The organism is Proteus sp. fly-1008 (assembly GCF_040140305.1).
Taxonomy (GTDB): domain Bacteria; phylum Pseudomonadota; class Gammaproteobacteria; order Enterobacterales; family Enterobacteriaceae; genus Proteus; species Proteus vulgaris_B.
Genome location: NZ_JBEEWH010000005.1, coordinates 151,120 through 168,359 on the forward strand (window position 1 = coordinate 151,120; position 17,240 = coordinate 168,359).

The following is a 17,240-nucleotide window of genomic DNA, read 5'->3' on the forward strand; positions in this document are numbered from 1 at the left end:
ACAACAGCAGTATGAAGTCTAAAAATAATTAGGAGAAAAAATGACAAGTCGTAAAGCACTGGAAGGCGTCACTGTAGTTGAGTTGGCGACCTTTATTGCCGTACCCGCAGCGGGACGTATTTTAGCTGATATGGGTGCGAACGTGATCAAAATTGAATCCCCAAGTGGTGATAATTTACGTTACACCGCACCGACTGAAGGCCGTCCATTAGATCAACATGAAAACACCAGTTTTGATTTAGAAAATGCCAATAAACGTGGCATCGTATTAAATACAAAAACAGAAGCAGGTAAAAAAATTCTGTTTGAACTGCTAGAAAAAGCCGACATCTTCTTAACTAACTGGCGTCCTGGTGCAAGAGAGCGTGCGGGATTGGATTATGAAACGTTAAAACAACGTTTTCCAAAATTAGTTTACGCCAGCGTGACAGGTTATGGTGATGAAGGCCCAGATAAAGATCTACCAGGATTTGACTACACTGCATTCTTTGCTCGTGGTGGTATTTTAGGTTCGCTGTACCAAAAAGGCACAGTACCGATGAACGTGATCCCGGGTCTTGGCGATCACCAGTGTGCATTAGGCTTGGTTTCAGGTGTGTTAGCTGCTTATATTCGCGCTAAAAATATTGGTCAAGGTGAGTATGTTTCAACTAACTTACTGCATACCTCAATTTATACTCAAGCAATCATGATCCAAGCAGCACAATACCCAGATTATGGTCAGCCGTATCCAATCGATCGTCGTAATACTACCAGCCCATTTATTCTGGCTTATAAAACAAAAGATGACCGTTTTATTCAAGTCTGTATGCCAGTTTATGACGCCTACTATCCAACCTTCATTTCTTGTATTGGTCGTCCAGATTTAGCGGAAGACGCTCGTTATACACGCCTACAAGAAGTGGCGAAAAATAATCGCTCCCCTGAATTATATGACCTGATTTGGCAACAAATTGAGCAAAAAACAGCGCCAGAGTGGGCCGATATTTTCACCAAAAACGATATCCCATTCAGTATTGCGCAAACATGGGAAGAAGTGCTGGAAGACAAACAGGCTTGGGCAATTAACACCTTCTACAACATGAAGTACAAAAATGGCAGTGAAAAAGCCTTAGTTCGTCCACCTATTGATTTCTTAGAGAGTGGTTTACCTGAATATCGTCGTGGTCCTTTGTTAGGTGAAGACACACCGTCTGTATTAGCTGAATTAGGGTATAGCGCAGAAGAAATTGCCAGCCTTGAAGCCAATAAAGACGTGATGACGTGGAAAAAATAATCCACTTATTTTTTTAATTTTCAGGAGAGCAAAGGCATGCAACAAGACATTTTCACAATGGGCGTTGATATCGGATCGTCTGCATCAAAATGCATCATCATGAAAAATGGTGACGCAATTGTCGCTAAATCACTGGCATCAGTGGGTGCAGGAACCTCAGGGCCTGAAAAAGCGATCGCTGAAGTATTAAGCCAATTTGGTGGCTCCCTCAGTCAGATCAGTTGGATCTGTGCAACAGGTTATGGGCGTAATTCTCTGAAAGAAGCCAATAAAGAAGTGAGTGAACTGAGCTGTCATGCCAAAGGCGCGCACTTTCTTTTTCCGGGCGTCAAAACAGTGATTGATATCGGCGGTCAAGACGTTAAAGCACTTCATATGGATGGTGCAGGCCGTTTATTAAACTTTGTGATGAATGACAAGTGCGCCGCCGGTACAGGACGCTTTTTAGATGTAATGTCGAGAGTATTAGAAACCAAGATTTCTGACCTCGCTCAAGAGGGCGCTAAGTCCACTAAGAAAGTCACGATTAGCTCAACCTGTACTGTGTTCTCTGAATCAGAAGTGATTTCTCATCTCGCGAATAACGAAACAATACCCGACGTTATTAATGGCATTCACCGCTCTGTAGCTAGCCGTATTGCTGGTCTTGCAAAACGAGTGGGTGTTGAAGCCCCTGTTGTGATGACAGGCGGTGTTGCCAGTAATTTTGAAGTTGTTCGTTATGTAAGCGAAGAGTTGAACGCCTCTATCGCCACCTCACCTTTATCACAATACAACGGGGCGATAGGTGCCGCCATTTATGCCTTTGAAGCGTACCGCCATCAACTGGAAGACGATGCGTTAACAATAGGAACATCAAAATGAGCAATGTAGATATGAATGCGCCGGATTATATTCCTGCGAAAAAACGACTGCAAAAAATCGCGGCTGATGCTTATCAGCGTGCGTGGGATGCTAAAAATAGCGGTGAAAAAATAGGCTGGTGTGCCTCTAACTTCCCACAAGAAATTGCGGAAACATTAGGTTTATGTGTGGTTTATCCTGAAAACCAAGCCGCAGCAATTGCGGCAAAAGGTGCAGGTTTAAAAATGTGTGAGCATGCAGAAAGCATGGGATATTCCAATGATATCTGTGCTTATGCTCGGATCAGCCTTTCTTACATGGATATCAAGCAGTGTGAAGAGATGGATATGCCTCAGCCTGATTTCTTGCTGTGCTGCAACAATATCTGTAACTGCATGATCAAGTGGTATGAAAATATCGCATACGAATTGAATATCCCGATGATCCTTATCGATATTCCTTATAAAAATGATTATGACACTGATGATGTGACTGTGAAGTATGTTCAAGCGCAATTTGATGATGCGATTAAACAACTTGAAAAAGTCACTGGCAAAGTCTTCTCTGAAGAGAAATTTAAAGAAGTCTGTGAAATTTCTCAACGCACAGGACGTGCATGGTTAAAAGCAGCTGAATATTGCCAATACGAACCATCACCAATGAATGGTTTTGATCTGTTTAATCATATGGCCGTTGCTGTTTGTGCACGCGGAAAACTCGAAGCAGCACTGGCTTTTGAGCAACTGTGTGAAGAGATGGAACAAAACATCAAAGAGAAAAAATCGACTTACCGCGGTGAAGAAAAATACCGTGTTCTCTTTGAAGGTATTGCCTGCTGGCCTTATTTGCGTGCCACATCTACCCCGTTAAAAGAACAAGGTATCAACGTTACCGCTACTGTTTACGCCACTGCATTTGGTGTGATTTATCAAAACAGTGACGAGATGATGCGCGCTTACTCTTATGTGCCTAACTGTGTCTCTGTTGAGCGTGCTGCTGATATGCGTATCGATGTGAGTCGTCAAAATAAAGTTGATGGCGCGATTATCCACGTTAACCGCAGTTGTAAGCTCTGGAGTGGCATTATGCCCGAAATTGAGCGCCGTATTCGCCATGAACTTAAGATCCCAACGGTGACTTTTGATGGCGACCAAGCAGATCCTCGTGTTTTCTCAGAAGCGCAGTATGTCACCCGTGTTGAAGCATTAACAGAAATTATGGCTGCGAATAAAGCAGATATGAAAAAGGGAGACATCTAATGAAAACATTAACGGATAGATTTGATGAGCTGCAAGTGGTGGTGGATAACCCCGTTGCGCAATTAGAAGGTTTTATTCGTAGTGGCAAAAAGGTGATTGGTTGTTTCCCTGAATATACGCCGAATGAAATTGTCTATGCAGCGGGCATGGTGCCTTTTGGCATTTGGGGTGCGGAAGGCCGTGAGATCTCAGAAGCGAAGAAATACTTTCCTCCTTTCTATTGTGCGCTAGTGCTTTCTTCTCTTGAGATGGGGTTGGATGGTGCGCTGAATAAACTGTCAGCAGCCATAATTCCTTCTTTGTGTGACACCTTAAAATGCTTAGGGCAAAACTGGAAAGCGGGTGTTCCTCAAGTGCCTTTTATCCAACTGGTGCATCCACAAAATCGTAAAACCCCAGCAGGGATTGCTTTCTTAACCGAACAATACAAAAAAATTGCACTGCAATTAGGGGAGATTTCAGGTCAGCCTGTGACAGATGATGCACTAAAAAATGCAATTCATCTGTTTAATCAGCGTCGTGCCGCGTTACGCGAGTTTTCAGAGATGGCTGCGCTTCATCCAAATTTAATCACACCACAACGCCGTAATACCGTGATCAAAAGTGGTTATTTTATGGATGTTGTTGAACATACAAAAGCCGTTGAAGCCATTGTTGCGCAATGCAAAACCTTATCTCCAGAACCTTGGAAAGGGCATAAAGTTGTTGTGACAGGCATTATTGCGGATAGCCCTTCTATTCTACAAATTTTGGCTGATAACAAGATGGCGATTGTGGCAGATGAAGTGGCACATGAGTCTCGTCAGTTCCGTCAAGATATTCCAGAAAATAACGCCCCTTATGAAGCAATGGCAGAGCAAATCGCTCAGCTTGAAGGGTGTTCACTTTTATATGATCCAGAGAAAAAACGTGGTCGTTTAATTGCCGATATGGTGAAAAACACAGGTGCAGATGGTGTTGTCTATTTGTTAACAAAATTCTGTGATCCTGAAGAATTCGATGCCCCGATAGTGAAGAAATTCCTCGATAGAGAAGGCATTCCTTCCATCATTATCGAAATCGATCAGCAAACCAAAACGTATGAACAAGCTAGAACGGCATTGCAAACTTTTGCTGATGTGCTTTCTGCTTAACAACATTAATCAATAGTCACAAAAGACCTGTGTGAATAGCACAGGTCAATTGAACCCTAACACATATAAGTGGGGCAATCATGGGTATTATTTGTTTAATCATTGGGCTAGCGATATTAATGATTATGTGTATGAAAGGCATACATATCTTCATTTCTGTCTTTACCACCAGCCTATTTCTTGCTGTGACTGCATGGCTTGTATCACCAGATATGCTTAATCCTGTCGATGCACTATTACAAGTGTATACCGGTGGGTTAGGTGGCTATTTTGGTAGCTTCTTCTTCATTTTCGTACTCGGTGCGATTTTTGGCAAATTAACCGCTATCAGTGGCGCTGCTGATAGTGTTGCCTCTTTTATTATTGGTAAATTTGGTGAAAGAGCCGTTATTCCTTCATTAGTTGCGGCTTGTGCCATTTTAGCCTACGGCGGTGTTTCAGTGTTTGTTGCACTGTTTACCGTTTATTCGATGATGGTGAGTTTATTCCGCAAAGCAAATCTTCCTCGCAGACTTATTCCTGCTGTCTATTTTGCCGGTGCAGGTACGTTTGTAATGATAATGCCTGGATCACCTCAAATCCAAAACCTTATCCCAATGAAGTTTTTAGGTACGTCAGCGACGGCAGGGTTAGTACCGGGTATGTTGACAGCCTTGTTCCAAGTCACCTTAGTGATTATTTATCTCACTTGGTTATTTAAGCGCGTAAAAGCGAAAGGTGAAGGCTGGGTTGAAGATGAAAAAACAGCCAAAGCCGAAGAAGGTAAAAAAGATCGCCAATTACCTAATGTGCTTGTTGCATTACTCCCTATGCTTATTTTGCTTGTCGTGCTGAATATTCTGAAATGGGACCCTGCTATTGCCTTATTCTGCGCCATTATCGCAGCCTTGATTGTGTACTTACGCTATCTCGATTGGAAAAAGCTTGTACCTAATTTAGCCGCAGGAACGATGGAAGGGGTGTCCTCCCTCTTTAACACGGCAGTTATTGTTGGGTTTGGGGCATTAGTGATGACCTTGCCTGCGTTTAAAGAATCATTCCAAGCGATTGCTCAATCAGGTCTTAATCCACTTGTTGTTACTGCAATTTCAGTCGGTGCCTTGGTGTTTATCAGTGGTTCAGGCTCCGGTGCGTTAAGTATTGCTATGCCAATGATTGCTGCAATGTTCCCTGCAACTGTGGTTGATCAAGGCTCCTTACATCGTGTGGCCACAATGGCATCAATGAGTACAACTCCGCCATTTAACGGATTGATTATTACTGTCTTTAGTGTCTGTGGTGTCAGTCATAAAGAGGGGTATGGCCCTGTAGGAACGTTAACTCTCGCTATCCCACTGTTAGCCATGATGTTTATGTTGCTGCTGTACACCTTCTTACCTGCATCCATAGCGACGATGTAGAAATAACGCTAACCCATTAAGGCGTGCGATAAGACGACAAACGTGAAATCGCACGCCATAGAGATAACCCTATATATTCACAGAGGAAGATAAACATGGATTTTCAGCTAACAGAAGAACAAGTTCTGATCCGCGATATGGTCAGAGAGTTTGTTGAAAACGATATTAAGCCTATTGCTGGCGAAATCGATAAAGAACACCGTTTTCCAAGTGAAAGCGTTGCACCTATGGCTGAATTAGGACTCTTTGGTTTCAATATTGATGAAAATTATGGTGGAACAGAAGCAGATGCAATTAGCTATGTATTAGCAACAGAAGAAATGGCAAAAGTCAGCGCTGCACACGCCATGATCATGGGTTCACAGTGTTCATTAACTGGCCCTGTTATTCAAAAATATGCTGATGAAGAAACCAAAGCACGTATTTTACCGGGAGTAGTTTCAGGTGAGCAAATTGGTTGCTTCTGTTTATCAGAACCAAGCGCGGGTTGTGATGCTGCTGCTCAACAAACAACGGCTGTTCGCCAAGGTGATAATTATCTGATCAATGGCTCTAAATTGTGGATCACAGCAGCACCTCAAGGTGCATTCTTTATTGTATTTGCCATGACCGATAAAAGTGCGGGTGTTAAAGGGATCACTGCATTCTTAGTTGAGCGTGATAATCCAGGGATCAGCATTGGTTTACCTGAAGAAAAAATGGGTATGAATGGCTCTGAAACCTGTTCTGTCAGTTTTAGTGACTGTGTTGTACCTGTTAGTGCTCGTTTAGGCGCTGAAGGTAAAGGTTTTAGCATTGCAATGGAAACCTTAGATGGTGGTCGTTTAAGCTGTTCAGCTATTGCATTAGGTATCGCACAAAGTGCATTAGATGCCACGATTGATTACACCAAAGAGCGTATTCAATTTGGAAAACCTATTGCGGCCAACCAAGGTGTGCAATGGATGTTAGTGGATATGGCTACCCGTGTAGATTGTGCTCGTATGTTGGTGTATCGCGCAGCTGCGGCAAAAATTGCTGGGCTTCCTTATACCCGCGAATCAGCGCAAGCCAAATTATACGCTTCTGAAACAGCAACCTATGTGACTCAAAAAGCCGTTCAACTCCACGGCGGTATGGGTTACACCAAATCTTATCCTGTTGAACGCCTAATGCGTGAAGCAAAACTCACCGAAATTTTTGAAGGCACAAGCGAAGTGCAACGCATGGTGATCGCTAAACATATTTTAGCGTAATGACATTGGGATTTTATTAATTTGCTCCATTGAGCAAAACGGAGAATGTGAATTATGAAACTTATTGCCTGCTGTAAGGTTGTTCATGACGAACAAGACATCACAACGCGGCCTGATCGTACACTCGCAACTGATAATGCGGGTTTAAAAATTAGTTTATATGATTTAAACGCGATTGAAACGGCAGTAGAAATTGCCTCGGCTCTTGGTGATAGCACCGTAACTGCGCTGAGTGTAGGCACTAGTGCAATGGTAGAAAACGCGAAAATTAAAAAAGATATTTTATCGCGTGGCCCTGATGCATTAACACTTGTTGCTGATGATGCGTGTAATGCGCTTTATTCAACAGATACCGCCAATATTATTGCGCAAGCGGCACAAAAAGTGGGTTTTGATTTATTAGTTTTCGGTGAAGGTTCTGGTGACTTATACGCTCAACAAACAGGTTTAGCGGTAGGCGAATACTTAGGCTTACCTTGTGTTAATGCCGTTAATAAAATCACCGTTGAAGGTGAAAAAATTATTGTTGAACGTGATTTAGAAAATATCACTGAAGAGTTAGAGCTGACATTACCTGCCGTTGTCTGCGTGACATCAAGCATTAACACCCCAAAATTACCGTCAATGAAAGCCATTTTAGCGGCTAATAAAAAACCTGTTGAGAAACTTGGGTTAGGAGATATTGGTGTTGATCTTTCAGCACTCACCGTAGTGCAAACGCAAGTGTGCGCACCAGAACAGACTGATCGCCTTGGCATTATTTTAGAAGGTGATTCAGATGAAAATATTGCCACATTTGCTGAGCATTTACGCCAAGCGGTTAATCAATAAGGAGATTAAAAATGGCTAGTTTACTACCTACTACCTTTGTTTATGCCGAGAAAGCGGATGATTTAGCGAAGTTGATAGCGTTTGCTCGTGGTCTTGGTGAAAAAGTGAATGTGTTATTTATCGGTGATGATGAAAGCACTCGTGAATGTGTCAGCCTTGGTGCTGATTGTGTCTATTGCTTTGAACCACAAGAAGGTGTGATTGCTGAAGATTATGCGACTTCTTTTGCTGAAATTATTAAAGAAGCGGGTGCTAATGCATTGGTTTTATTAGCATCATCAAAACGAGCAAAAGCTATTGCAGCTCGCCTTGGTGTTACGTTAAAAGCGGGTGTTGTCAGTGATGCATTAAGCCTAACCGTTGAAAACAATACCGTGATTGCAACACACCAAGTTTATGGTGGTTTAGCACATGCTAAAGCAGAAATTCGCTCACCTTATGCTATTGCTACCGTTGGTGGTGCATTAGATGTGGAAGTCATTACAGATGCTCCCAATGCATCAGTGGTACAAGGTACCTTTGTCGCCCCTGCGCATACATTAAAAGTGTTAGCACGTAAGCCAAAACAAGGTAGTAGCGTTGATTTAGGTAAAGCACATTGTGTTGTTGGTGTTGGACGTGGCTTTGGTAAGGCTGATGATATTGCGTTAGCGTCAGCATTAGCGAAAGCCCTTCAAGGTGAAGTGGGTTGTTCACGTCCAATTGCTGAAGGTGAAGGCTGGATGGAACACGATCGCTACATTGGTGTTTCAGGCGTGACCTTAGGTGCTGATGTTTATGTTGCTGTCGGTATTTCAGGACAAATTCAGCATATGGTCGGTGTAGATAGAGCAAAAATTATTGTTGGTATCAACAAAGATAAAAATGCGCCTATCTTCAATATGGTGGACTACGGGATTGTCGGCGACCTCTACAAAGTGTTACCTGCATTAACAGCAAAACTTGGCGGCTAATCCCCGTCGGTCGCTTAGTGAAAGCGTGCTAAGCGACCACACATAATAAAAGGATAGAAAAGTATGTCAGACGATATTTTTGACGCCATTATTGTGGGTGGTGGACTTGCTGGTGGTACTGCTGCCTATGTTTTAGCGCAAGCAGGATGTGATGTGTTAGTGGTTGAGCGAGGTAATTTCGCTGGCAGTAAAAATATGACGGGCGGGCGTTTATACGCACACAGCCTTGAAAAAATCATCCCCAATTTTGCCGAAGAAGCTCCAGTTGAGCGCCTTGTGACGCGTGAAAAAATCTCCATGTTAACGCCGACAGATGGCGTTACGTTAGATTATCAACATACTCAGCAAGAAGAGGATGCGGCGCGTTCTTATACTGTATTACGCTCTTCGTTTGATCAGTGGTTAATGGAAAAAGCGGAAGATGCTGGCGCACAAGTGATCACTGGCGTTCGTGTCGATGAAGTATTAGTAAAAGATGGCAAAGTGTGTGGCGTTAAAGCCGGTGATGATGAAATTGAAGCGCATGTCGTGATTTTAGCCGATGGTGTGAATTCACTGTTAGCGAAGCAATTAGGTATGACACAGAAAGTAAATCCTCATACTGTTGCTGTCGGTGTGAAAGAGCTACTTGAATTTACTCCTCAACAAATGGAAGACCGATTTGGTTGCACAAATGATGAAGGATTAGCTTGGCTTTTTGCAGGCGCACCATCAGGGGGATACTTAGGCGGTGGTTTTTTATATACCAATAAAAATACTGTTTCTTTAGGACTGGTTTTAGGGCTACATAACGTCGATAAGTTCGAAAAAACGGTTCCTCAATTATTAGAAGATTTTAAACAACATCCTGTTGTTGCACCGCTTATCAAAGACGGAAAATTATTAGAATATTCAGCTCATATGGTGCCGGAAGGTGGCATGAATATGGTGTCTGAATTAGTGAAAGACGGCGTATTAGTTGCGGGTGATGCTGCTGGATTTTGTCTCAACGTTGGCTATACCGTAAGAGGAATGGATCTGGCGATTGCTTCAGGTGAAGCTGCTGCAAAAGCGGTATTAATGGCAAAAGAACAAAACAGCTATAGTCAAAAAGAGCTGAGTTGTTATCAATCTTTATTAAATGACAGCTTTGTTATGAAAGATATGAAGCTATATAAAGATCTACCTGCTTTCCTTGATAACACCCGATTTTTTACTGATTACCCACAAATGGCCGCTAATGTAATGCATGATTTATTCGTGATTAATGGCCCAGAAAAACCAGTACGTAAGAAAATCCTGTCTCAAGTGAAGAAAGTCGGTGTGATGAACTTAATTAAAGATGGCTTTAAAGGAGTACGTTCTTTATGAGTCAAGTAAACGTAGACGTTAAATTAGGCGTCAATAAATTTAACGTGGATGAAGAAAATCCACATATTGTCTTAAAGGATGATATCGATCCTGCGCAATTTGAAATCTTAATGAAAGCTTGCCCAGCAGGTTTATATAAAAAAGATGAAAAAGGGCAATATCTTTTTGATTATGCAGGATGTTTAGAGTGTGGTACTTGCCGTGTGTTATGTGGCGAGACGATCTTAAAGAAATGGGAATACCCATGTGGCACATTAGGCATAGAGTTTCGTTACGGCTAATGAAATAGATCCTTTTCCCCTCTAGTGTAACCTCCAAAATATAAACTAGAGGGGAATGAGTATACTGGCTATATATTGATTCATATATAACCCATAAATTTGTTTTAGAACTTATCTCAACGAGTGTATTTTTCGATACTCTGAAGGTGTCATAAAAAATTCAGATTTAAATTTTCGGCTTAAATTAGAAATATCACTAAACCCACATTCATAAGCGAGTTGTGTAATATTTTTCTCTGCTAAAAGTGGATTAACCAATGCTGCTTTATAATTCTCAAGACGTTTTTGGTAGATCCAACGAAGTACAGATGTATTTTGTTCTTTAAATAGCATCTGTAAATAGCGTACTGAGATCCCACACGCATTAGCACATTCATTAACACTTAAATCGGGATCGGAAAGATGTTGCTCAAGATAGTGCTGAGCAAAATAAAACAGTGTTGATCTTCCTAAGCTTTGCGGTGGTGTCGCAATACTGAATTCGCTAAAGGCTGAGGTAATTAAATTCAATAAAATATCAGCAAGTTGTTGCGCATGTTGTGGTGGCATTGAATCCAAGAATGGAATATAACGCATCACAAAACTATAAACGAGAGAGCCGGTAATACTATTACCACGTATCGCTCTTGCTGTAAGATTTTGGGTATTCCCTAAACGAGATGCTAGTTTCTCCCTTGGGATCAGAATTTTAAATAACGAGTAGTCGTTATCAAAAGACCAGGATACGGGTCTTGCCATATCAAAAATACAAAAGTCGCCTTGTCGCAGAAATGCGGTTCTTCCATCTTGCGTCAGATGGCTGGTTCCTGAACGCTGTATCTCAATTTGAAAATGTTCTTCTAAGCTCAGTTTATGGGTTAAAGGACGGCTGCTTGCCCAGTGCCCATTAGACTCTAGTTGAATAAAGCGAATATTTGTCACCTTCTGCTCAACAATATTGGCATAAAATCGAGAATGAGGAGGCAATTCGACTTCATTGCATTCATAAGACGATAAAAAGCGGTCTTTTATTGTATCCCTGAATACGGAAAACCGATCTACGTCAGGGAGCTCCCGAGTCGTAAACATGCTTTTCATAGTACGCCCACTTTTATTGAAAGTATTTTTGTTGTGTCGCTATCTGCCTGGAATAAAAACATCTTAAATCAGACTAAAATAGAATAATTTTTTGCAATGATTTTAAGTTTAAAATTAGCATAATGTACTAATAAAATTAATAACGAGTGATCCTTTTTCGTTTGTTAATAAATTGAAGATAAGATATTTAATTTTTTTTAATTAATTTGAGCTAGGATCATGAAAAATATATAATTAATTTATAGCATAATTGATGCTATCACCTCTATCTAATTAATCATTAGGTAATTTCTGATAGTTAGAGAGAGATCTCATAAATAGATCAAGAGTGATTCTTATTAATATCTTATTTATTTCATTCTTTTCAGAGTGTGAGTTAATATGGATTTTATGTACGGGGTATAATCGTTTGTTAAATAATATTGTTATTTATTGTTAATCATAGCATTATTAATTATATAAAATAAAATTTTTATAAATTTAATTATTAATAGAATTAATAATGTATATTACAACAATTCTTCCTTTGATATCATGATTTATTAATAGTAAATATATTTAATCTTAATATCGTGAATGTGAAATAGGTTTCTCGATTTATAAAATATTACCTATGTAGTATTTAGCCCACTAAAATAAGTGGGCTGAAAATGGTTGTTTTCTATCTTTAGCGTAGACCTTGTACACTCTCTACTAAATTGGCTAACTGTGAAACCACACGGTCACCTATATCGGCATTATCACCACCCAATGCTTTATTACGCATAAAGTCTTTCTTGATTTGTTGCCAACGAATAGTGTCTTTTTCAGTTAGTTTTCCACGTAATTCAGCGAGTTTTAATAAATTTTCTTCAGTACCTGTTGTCAGTAATTGCGCTTCACCCAGATAGTGATCATCAAGTAAACGTTCAATTTCTTCATCATTCATTACCGCAGACACTTTTTCACTTAACTTATTCATATTGCGGTAACTGCCTTGCAAACGAAATGCGGGTTCTGTGCGATATTTATCCGATTGTGCCGCACTGGCGATATATTGCTGATTTACTTTTAAAATGATATTGCGTAGCGTAATTAAGTGCTTAAGCACCATGACTATTTCATTAATTTCAGCATCAGAATAAGGGTAACTTAATGTATTGGTAGAGACAGATTTCCCCATCGCCTTATCGACTAAAATATAGAGATCGTTAAGATCACGCAGTGCAAGTGGTGCCAATAGCGCATTTGAAGTTAAGCTATTTTCGATATAACTCAGAGCAAAAGCATCATCCATACCACCTAATACTTCACCTAAGTTATAAATATCAGCTCGGTTAGCCAACATATCAGGAATACGAAAGACTTCACCTGATTCGGTGTAAGGGTTACCCGCCATGACGACACAGAATTTTTTACCCCGCATATCATAGGTTTTGGTTTTTCCTTTCCATACCCCTTCAATACGTCTTGTTCCATCACAGAGAGAAATAAACTTTTGTAAGAATTCAGGGTGAGTATGCTGAATATCATCCACATACAGCATAACGTTATTACCCATTTCTAATGCTAAATTGAGTTTTTCAAGCTCTTGCCTTGCTGTTGCATTAGGCGCTTGTTCGGGATCGAGAGATAGCACGCTATGTCCTAATGCGGGGCCATTGATCTTCATAAAAATAAGGCCTAAACGTGCGGCTGCATATTCCATTAATGTGGTTTTGCCGTAACCCGGAGGGGAGATCATTAATAATAATCCCATTAAATCGGTGCGCTTACCTTCGCCTAACGCACCAATTTGTTTTGCCATATTATCGCCAATAATAGGTAAATAGACATCGTTAATTAGCTTATTACGGACAAAAGAGCTTAATGGTTTGGCTTTAAATTCATGCAGTTTTAAGCGTTCACGTTCATTACTGACTATTTTTTGACGCAGTGTGAGGTACTGTCTGAATGCAGGAATAAAGTTCTTTCTTTGGCCGCGCATTCGGCTGAAATAGTCATCCAAACTGAGTGATAACGCTTGGTTTTCAATGGTGGGATGGGAGCCTAATAGGTCAGTTACTGTAAAGTATAAATCAGCTTCACTATAACGCGCTGATGCGACTTTATCTAAAATAATGATAGCGATAGCGCCCGGAATATAAGGTGTAAGTTCGGCATAATCAGGCAAAGAGCACAGCCCTTGTAGCCAATTTTGGATCAGCGCCCAACGCTGTGCGTATCGCGTACCTAAATTCTGTTGTGAGCGATTAAAGTCTATCCACATATGGGCTTCTTCTAATCGACTTTGTAATGCAATCACTAACTCTTTAGCATATTTGCTATAAACCAATTCAATGGGAGTTCTCGCCAACGCAAAGCTTAAATATTCAGAGGCTTGCATCGGTACATAGTGTTCACACTCAATTGGATTATCATGAAGGAAGAGGCGTATATCTGCTTCGATCTCTGCTTGCAGATCGGTTAACGCATCGTCTGTATGGAATAATTGCTGAATATTCAGTGCAGTTCTTGCACGTTCAGGCCACAGCGCTGGATATTGTTCATTTTGTTTAGTTTCCCAAAAAAGCGCAGCTATTGCACGTGCCGTTGGGTTATAGCGTAGAAGATCAGCACTTTCGCCAATAGGCAGCAGCTTTTTCAATATGGCGATAGCATCGTGATCGTGGATACCTTTTTCATAGCCTTCTTTATAACGTGGGGTAGCGAAATCACGCACGAGTTTTTCAAGCTTTTCAGGAAGAGTGAGTGCTTCTTTTAGCGTTTCGTAATCAAGACCATCTTGACGTTTTGCTGCCGCATAAATAATGGAATAAGCGAGATACTCTGCTCGATAAACAGTATCCGATTCAGACTCAAGTGAGGCATTCCAATAAGGTTGTAATTGAGCGAGTTCTGTATTTTCAATCGGTTCTTGGTAATCCGTTCCTGTCAGGTATAACCAGAGTTTATCTTCTTTCGGTAAGATAGTGAGATCAAGTTCTTGTGTATTAACACTAAAGCGATGACGAGGCCCTAATTTAATAACATTGCCACCGTCTTCAAAAATATCGGTTTTATCCCGCAGAATACGAATAGCTTGATCACGAGAGGATTTTAAGCGTGCATCAATATCATCAGCTTTGACGTTATCATTGATTTCTCTTAGTTTTTCAATGATCTCTCGTGTTTTTAGTGATAAAGGATCTGATGCGAAAAAGGCATTTAACTCATCTTGTGACTGTAATCGAGAGGTTCGGCGTTGTAGATTTTCCAGTAAGCGATTGGCTGCGGTTAATAGGCTTTGTGAGCGACGTTGGCGATCATCAAGCAACACTTGTTTGTGTGACTCAAAGGTTTCGACTAACTCTTCACGTTTAGCCAGAATATCATCAAGAAATTCATCATGATGGCTAAATTGACTTTCTAACTCTTCTAATTGAACTAAAAGACGTGAAAGTTGATCGTCACAACCTTCAGGTGTGGTTGCAAGGGATAAAGCATTGGTGAGCCCTTGGCTAAATAAGCGAAATTGTGCACCAAATTGTGCCACGCTTTCGACGCTGCTTTGTGATTTACGTTTTTGTTGTAGTCGAGCGCGAGATTGATTGAGTTGAGCATAGATTTGTGAGATTGCATCAATAATGTGCGTTTGTTGGGTAACGTCTTGGAATGTTAAAGATGCCATTAAGTTAGAAAGCATATCCAAATCAGCAGACATTTTTTCCATGTCATTCATTGGTACATCTAGTTGTGCGCTGTTTTGGGCTTTTTCAATAAGGTTTTCAAAGGTAACAAGTTGTGCTTTAAACGGTTGTAATGCTTTATCACTGGCAAGGAAAAGTGCGGTCGCTTGTGAAACACGTTGTTGCGTTTCGGTAATTTCTGTTTCCATGGTGCTAAGCTTGGTTAAATCCATATAACGGAATTCACGCAAGGAAATCAGATGCCCACGGTGGGCATTTAATAAATTTAAGCTATCAACAAATTGTTGAATATCTGTCCAACTATCAGGGAGTGTTAAGGCCAGTAGTGATTTTTGGCGATTAATCGCTTCAAGCATTGATTTCGCAGATTGCTGACGAATACTTTCCACTTTTTCATATTCATCAAGTACTAATTCACTGGTTTGAGCGATATCTTTTAATAATTTACCAATCCCCAAACAGTGCTCGTCATTAAACCAATAATAGAGATCTAATAAGTTTTTAGGTTGTAAGCTGAGTTGCTCATAACGAGCAATAGAGATTTGATTACCTTCAATTTCTTTTGCGACATGCAATATTTCGGAAATACCTCGTACTAAATCAGCATTACCAATACGGCCATAAAAACCATTACGGGGAGGTTGTTTATCAGCAAATTCTTCAGAATAGAAGGGAGTTTGCCAAACTTGCATTGGATGAACGCGAGTTGCTTCTTCGCCTTCACCTTCAAACAGCACCATTTTTCCGTCTTCTAACATCGCATAGCCATGACCAACTAAAGGCACAGCAAGTTTACGCTCAATCATATTGTAATTGAAAAGCGCAAGGCGACCTTGTGAAGGAGAGTAGAAAACATATAACACATCTTCGCCATTAGGCGAACGGCGTAGACGGCGGAAATACATCCCTTCCATTGGTTGATCAAAGGTTTTGTATTCGCCATTTTGCAGGTAATAACCACCAGGGAAAATAATACCGTGATCTTCAGGTAATTGAACACAAGCTTGTCCAATTGCATCAATGCGTTGTACGGTTTGCGTCAAAATGTTATAGACCAAATAACGCCAGTTTTCTTCGCGATAAGGTAAGATTTTTAACAGAATCAAACTACCTGTTTGAGCATATTCAATTTGTGCATCATCGAGAGATTGGTTTTTATCTAATACGGCTTCACGATAAATCCCTAAACCATCCTCGGTGTTATTTTCACATTTAACTGTTAGATCGCCACCGGTTGTTTCGACAAAAACGGTATCAAGAATATTGATATGAGGAAAACGACCATTGACCGTATCTTCACGTTGAGTTTTCGTCCATTCGAAATCGTAAGCAGGAGGGAGGGCAATATCTCTTTCACCACGATTATCAATGTAGTCGATACGCTTTTTATCACTTGAGATAGCCCAGCGGAAAACACGCACATCAGTAATTCGCGCACCAATTTGAAAACTGGCAAGCAGTTTTCCATCACGCTCAACAAGTTGTAGTAGTTGTGTATTTTTGTAATAAGTATAAAGCTCAGTAAAATCCTGAATAAAACGATTATCGTTTAAAAAAGTATCTTCATAAGGGACGGCTTCAACATCAAACTCTCCCTCACTTTCAGTTAAACGATAAAGTGAAAAGACATCTTCAAGATGAATTTCACGTTTTAATCCAAGGAAAACGTTATAACCAAACAGTAGCCATTCACCTACACGAACAATGTCTCTGGCTTGGCAGTTATTTTCAGTACGAATACGGATACGGCCAATAATATCCATTTGGCTTTGACCAAATTCATCTAAGCGATGTTGATTTAATTCAGTGGCTTTTTTATGAAGTTGTTGGCCTTGCTCTGTTAGGCGTTTGCGTAAGATTTCATACGCGCCACCTTGTGCAACAGCACTATCGAGTATTTCCTGCTCACGATTCGTATCCAGAATTTCAGACAT

12 protein-coding genes are annotated in these 17,240 nt (G+C 40.6%); 10 read left to right on the forward strand and 2 right to left on the reverse strand.

Annotated features, from left to right (window positions below; genetic code table 11):
- Positions 1–40: 40 nt before the first annotated feature.
- The 10 genes from ABN256_RS10690 to ABN256_RS10735 all read left to right on the forward strand — a co-directional run bounded on the left by ABN256_RS10690 (position 41) and on the right by ABN256_RS10735 (position 10,561).
- Positions 41–1,276, forward strand: a complete 1,236-nt coding sequence (locus ABN256_RS10690; protein ID WP_349439466.1) for a CaiB/BaiF CoA transferase family protein — start codon at positions 41–43, stop codon at positions 1,274–1,276.
- 36 nt (positions 1,277–1,312) lie between these two features.
- Positions 1,313–2,140 carry an acyl-CoA dehydratase activase gene (locus ABN256_RS10695; RefSeq protein ID WP_072069072.1) on the forward strand — a complete coding sequence of 276 codons (828 nt, stop codon included), beginning with the start codon at positions 1,313–1,315 and terminating at the stop codon, positions 2,138–2,140.
- Entirely contained in the window at positions 2,137–3,378 is a 1,242-nt protein-coding gene (locus ABN256_RS10700) for a 2-hydroxyacyl-CoA dehydratase subunit D (protein ID WP_109400051.1), read from the forward strand. Before ABN256_RS10695 ends, ABN256_RS10700 begins: the two co-directional genes overlap by 4 nt.
- The gene (locus ABN256_RS10705; protein WP_072069070.1) at positions 3,378–4,511 is read left to right on the forward strand and encodes a 2-hydroxyacyl-CoA dehydratase subunit D; all 1,134 of its coding nucleotides are present in this window, start codon (positions 3,378–3,380) and stop codon (positions 4,509–4,511) included. The genes ABN256_RS10700 and ABN256_RS10705 overlap by 1 nt, the downstream gene beginning before the upstream one ends.
- Positions 4,512–4,591: 80 nt before the next feature.
- Positions 4,592–5,911 carry a GntP family permease gene (locus ABN256_RS10710; RefSeq protein WP_349439467.1) on the forward strand — a complete coding sequence of 440 codons (1,320 nt, stop codon included), beginning with the start codon at positions 4,592–4,594 and terminating at the stop codon, positions 5,909–5,911.
- A gap of 95 nt (positions 5,912–6,006) precedes the next feature.
- Entirely contained in the window at positions 6,007–7,146 is a 1,140-nt protein-coding gene (locus ABN256_RS10715; protein WP_072069068.1) for an acyl-CoA dehydrogenase family protein, read from the forward strand.
- Between the two features lie 54 nt (positions 7,147–7,200).
- Positions 7,201–7,977, forward strand: coding sequence for a putative electron transfer flavoprotein FixA (fixA, locus tag ABN256_RS10720; RefSeq protein WP_196554496.1), 777 nt, complete (start codon positions 7,201–7,203; stop codon positions 7,975–7,977).
- A gap of 11 nt (positions 7,978–7,988) precedes the next feature.
- Positions 7,989–8,930 carry an FAD-binding protein gene (locus ABN256_RS10725; RefSeq protein ID WP_196554495.1) on the forward strand — a complete coding sequence of 314 codons (942 nt, stop codon included), beginning with the start codon at positions 7,989–7,991 and terminating at the stop codon, positions 8,928–8,930.
- 63 nt (positions 8,931–8,993) lie between these two features.
- Entirely contained in the window at positions 8,994–10,280 is a 1,287-nt protein-coding gene (locus tag ABN256_RS10730; RefSeq protein WP_072069065.1) for an FAD-dependent oxidoreductase, read from the forward strand.
- Positions 10,277–10,561: a ferredoxin family protein gene (locus ABN256_RS10735; protein ID WP_060556296.1), complete on the forward strand. Its 285-nt coding sequence runs from the start codon at positions 10,277–10,279 to the stop codon at positions 10,559–10,561. The genes ABN256_RS10730 and ABN256_RS10735 overlap by 4 nt, the downstream gene beginning before the upstream one ends.
- 111 nt (positions 10,562–10,672) lie before the next feature.
- On the opposite strand, the gene ABN256_RS10740 is transcribed toward ABN256_RS10735, so the two are convergent.
- On the reverse strand, positions 10,673–11,638 hold the full coding sequence (locus tag ABN256_RS10740) for a helix-turn-helix domain-containing protein (protein ID WP_072069064.1): 966 nt from the start codon (positions 11,636–11,638) through the stop codon (positions 10,673–10,675).
- 667 nt (positions 11,639–12,305) lie between these two features.
- Positions 12,306–17,240 (reverse strand): DNA repair ATPase, encoded by a 4,935-nt coding sequence (locus tag ABN256_RS10745; RefSeq protein WP_349439468.1) that lies wholly within the window; start codon positions 17,238–17,240, stop codon positions 12,306–12,308.

Excerpts from the sequence above, each read along its gene's own strand:
- ABN256_RS10690 (WP_349439466.1), top strand. The coding sequence starts at position 41 with ATGACAAGTCGTAAAGCACTGGAAGGCGTCACTGTAGTTGAGTTGGCG.
- ABN256_RS10695 (WP_072069072.1), top strand. The coding sequence starts at position 1,313 with ATGCAACAAGACATTTTCACAATGGGCGTTGATATCGGATCGTCTGCA.
- ABN256_RS10700 (WP_109400051.1), top strand. The coding sequence starts at position 2,137 with ATGAGCAATGTAGATATGAATGCGCCGGATTATATTCCTGCGAAAAAA.
- ABN256_RS10705 (WP_072069070.1), top strand. The coding sequence starts at position 3,378 with ATGAAAACATTAACGGATAGATTTGATGAGCTGCAAGTGGTGGTGGAT.
- ABN256_RS10710 (WP_349439467.1), top strand. The coding sequence starts at position 4,592 with ATGGGTATTATTTGTTTAATCATTGGGCTAGCGATATTAATGATTATG.
- ABN256_RS10715 (WP_072069068.1), top strand. The coding sequence starts at position 6,007 with ATGGATTTTCAGCTAACAGAAGAACAAGTTCTGATCCGCGATATGGTC.
- fixA (WP_196554496.1), top strand. The coding sequence starts at position 7,201 with ATGAAACTTATTGCCTGCTGTAAGGTTGTTCATGACGAACAAGACATC.
- ABN256_RS10725 (WP_196554495.1), top strand. The coding sequence starts at position 7,989 with ATGGCTAGTTTACTACCTACTACCTTTGTTTATGCCGAGAAAGCGGAT.
- ABN256_RS10730 (WP_072069065.1), top strand. The coding sequence starts at position 8,994 with ATGTCAGACGATATTTTTGACGCCATTATTGTGGGTGGTGGACTTGCT.
- ABN256_RS10735 (WP_060556296.1), top strand. The coding sequence starts at position 10,277 with ATGAGTCAAGTAAACGTAGACGTTAAATTAGGCGTCAATAAATTTAAC.
- ABN256_RS10740 (WP_072069064.1), bottom strand. The coding sequence starts at position 11,638 with ATGAAAAGCATGTTTACGACTCGGGAGCTCCCTGACGTAGATCGGTTT.
- ABN256_RS10745 (WP_349439468.1), bottom strand. The coding sequence starts at position 17,240 with ATGTCTGAAATTCTGGATACGAATCGTGAGCAGGAAATACTCGATAGT.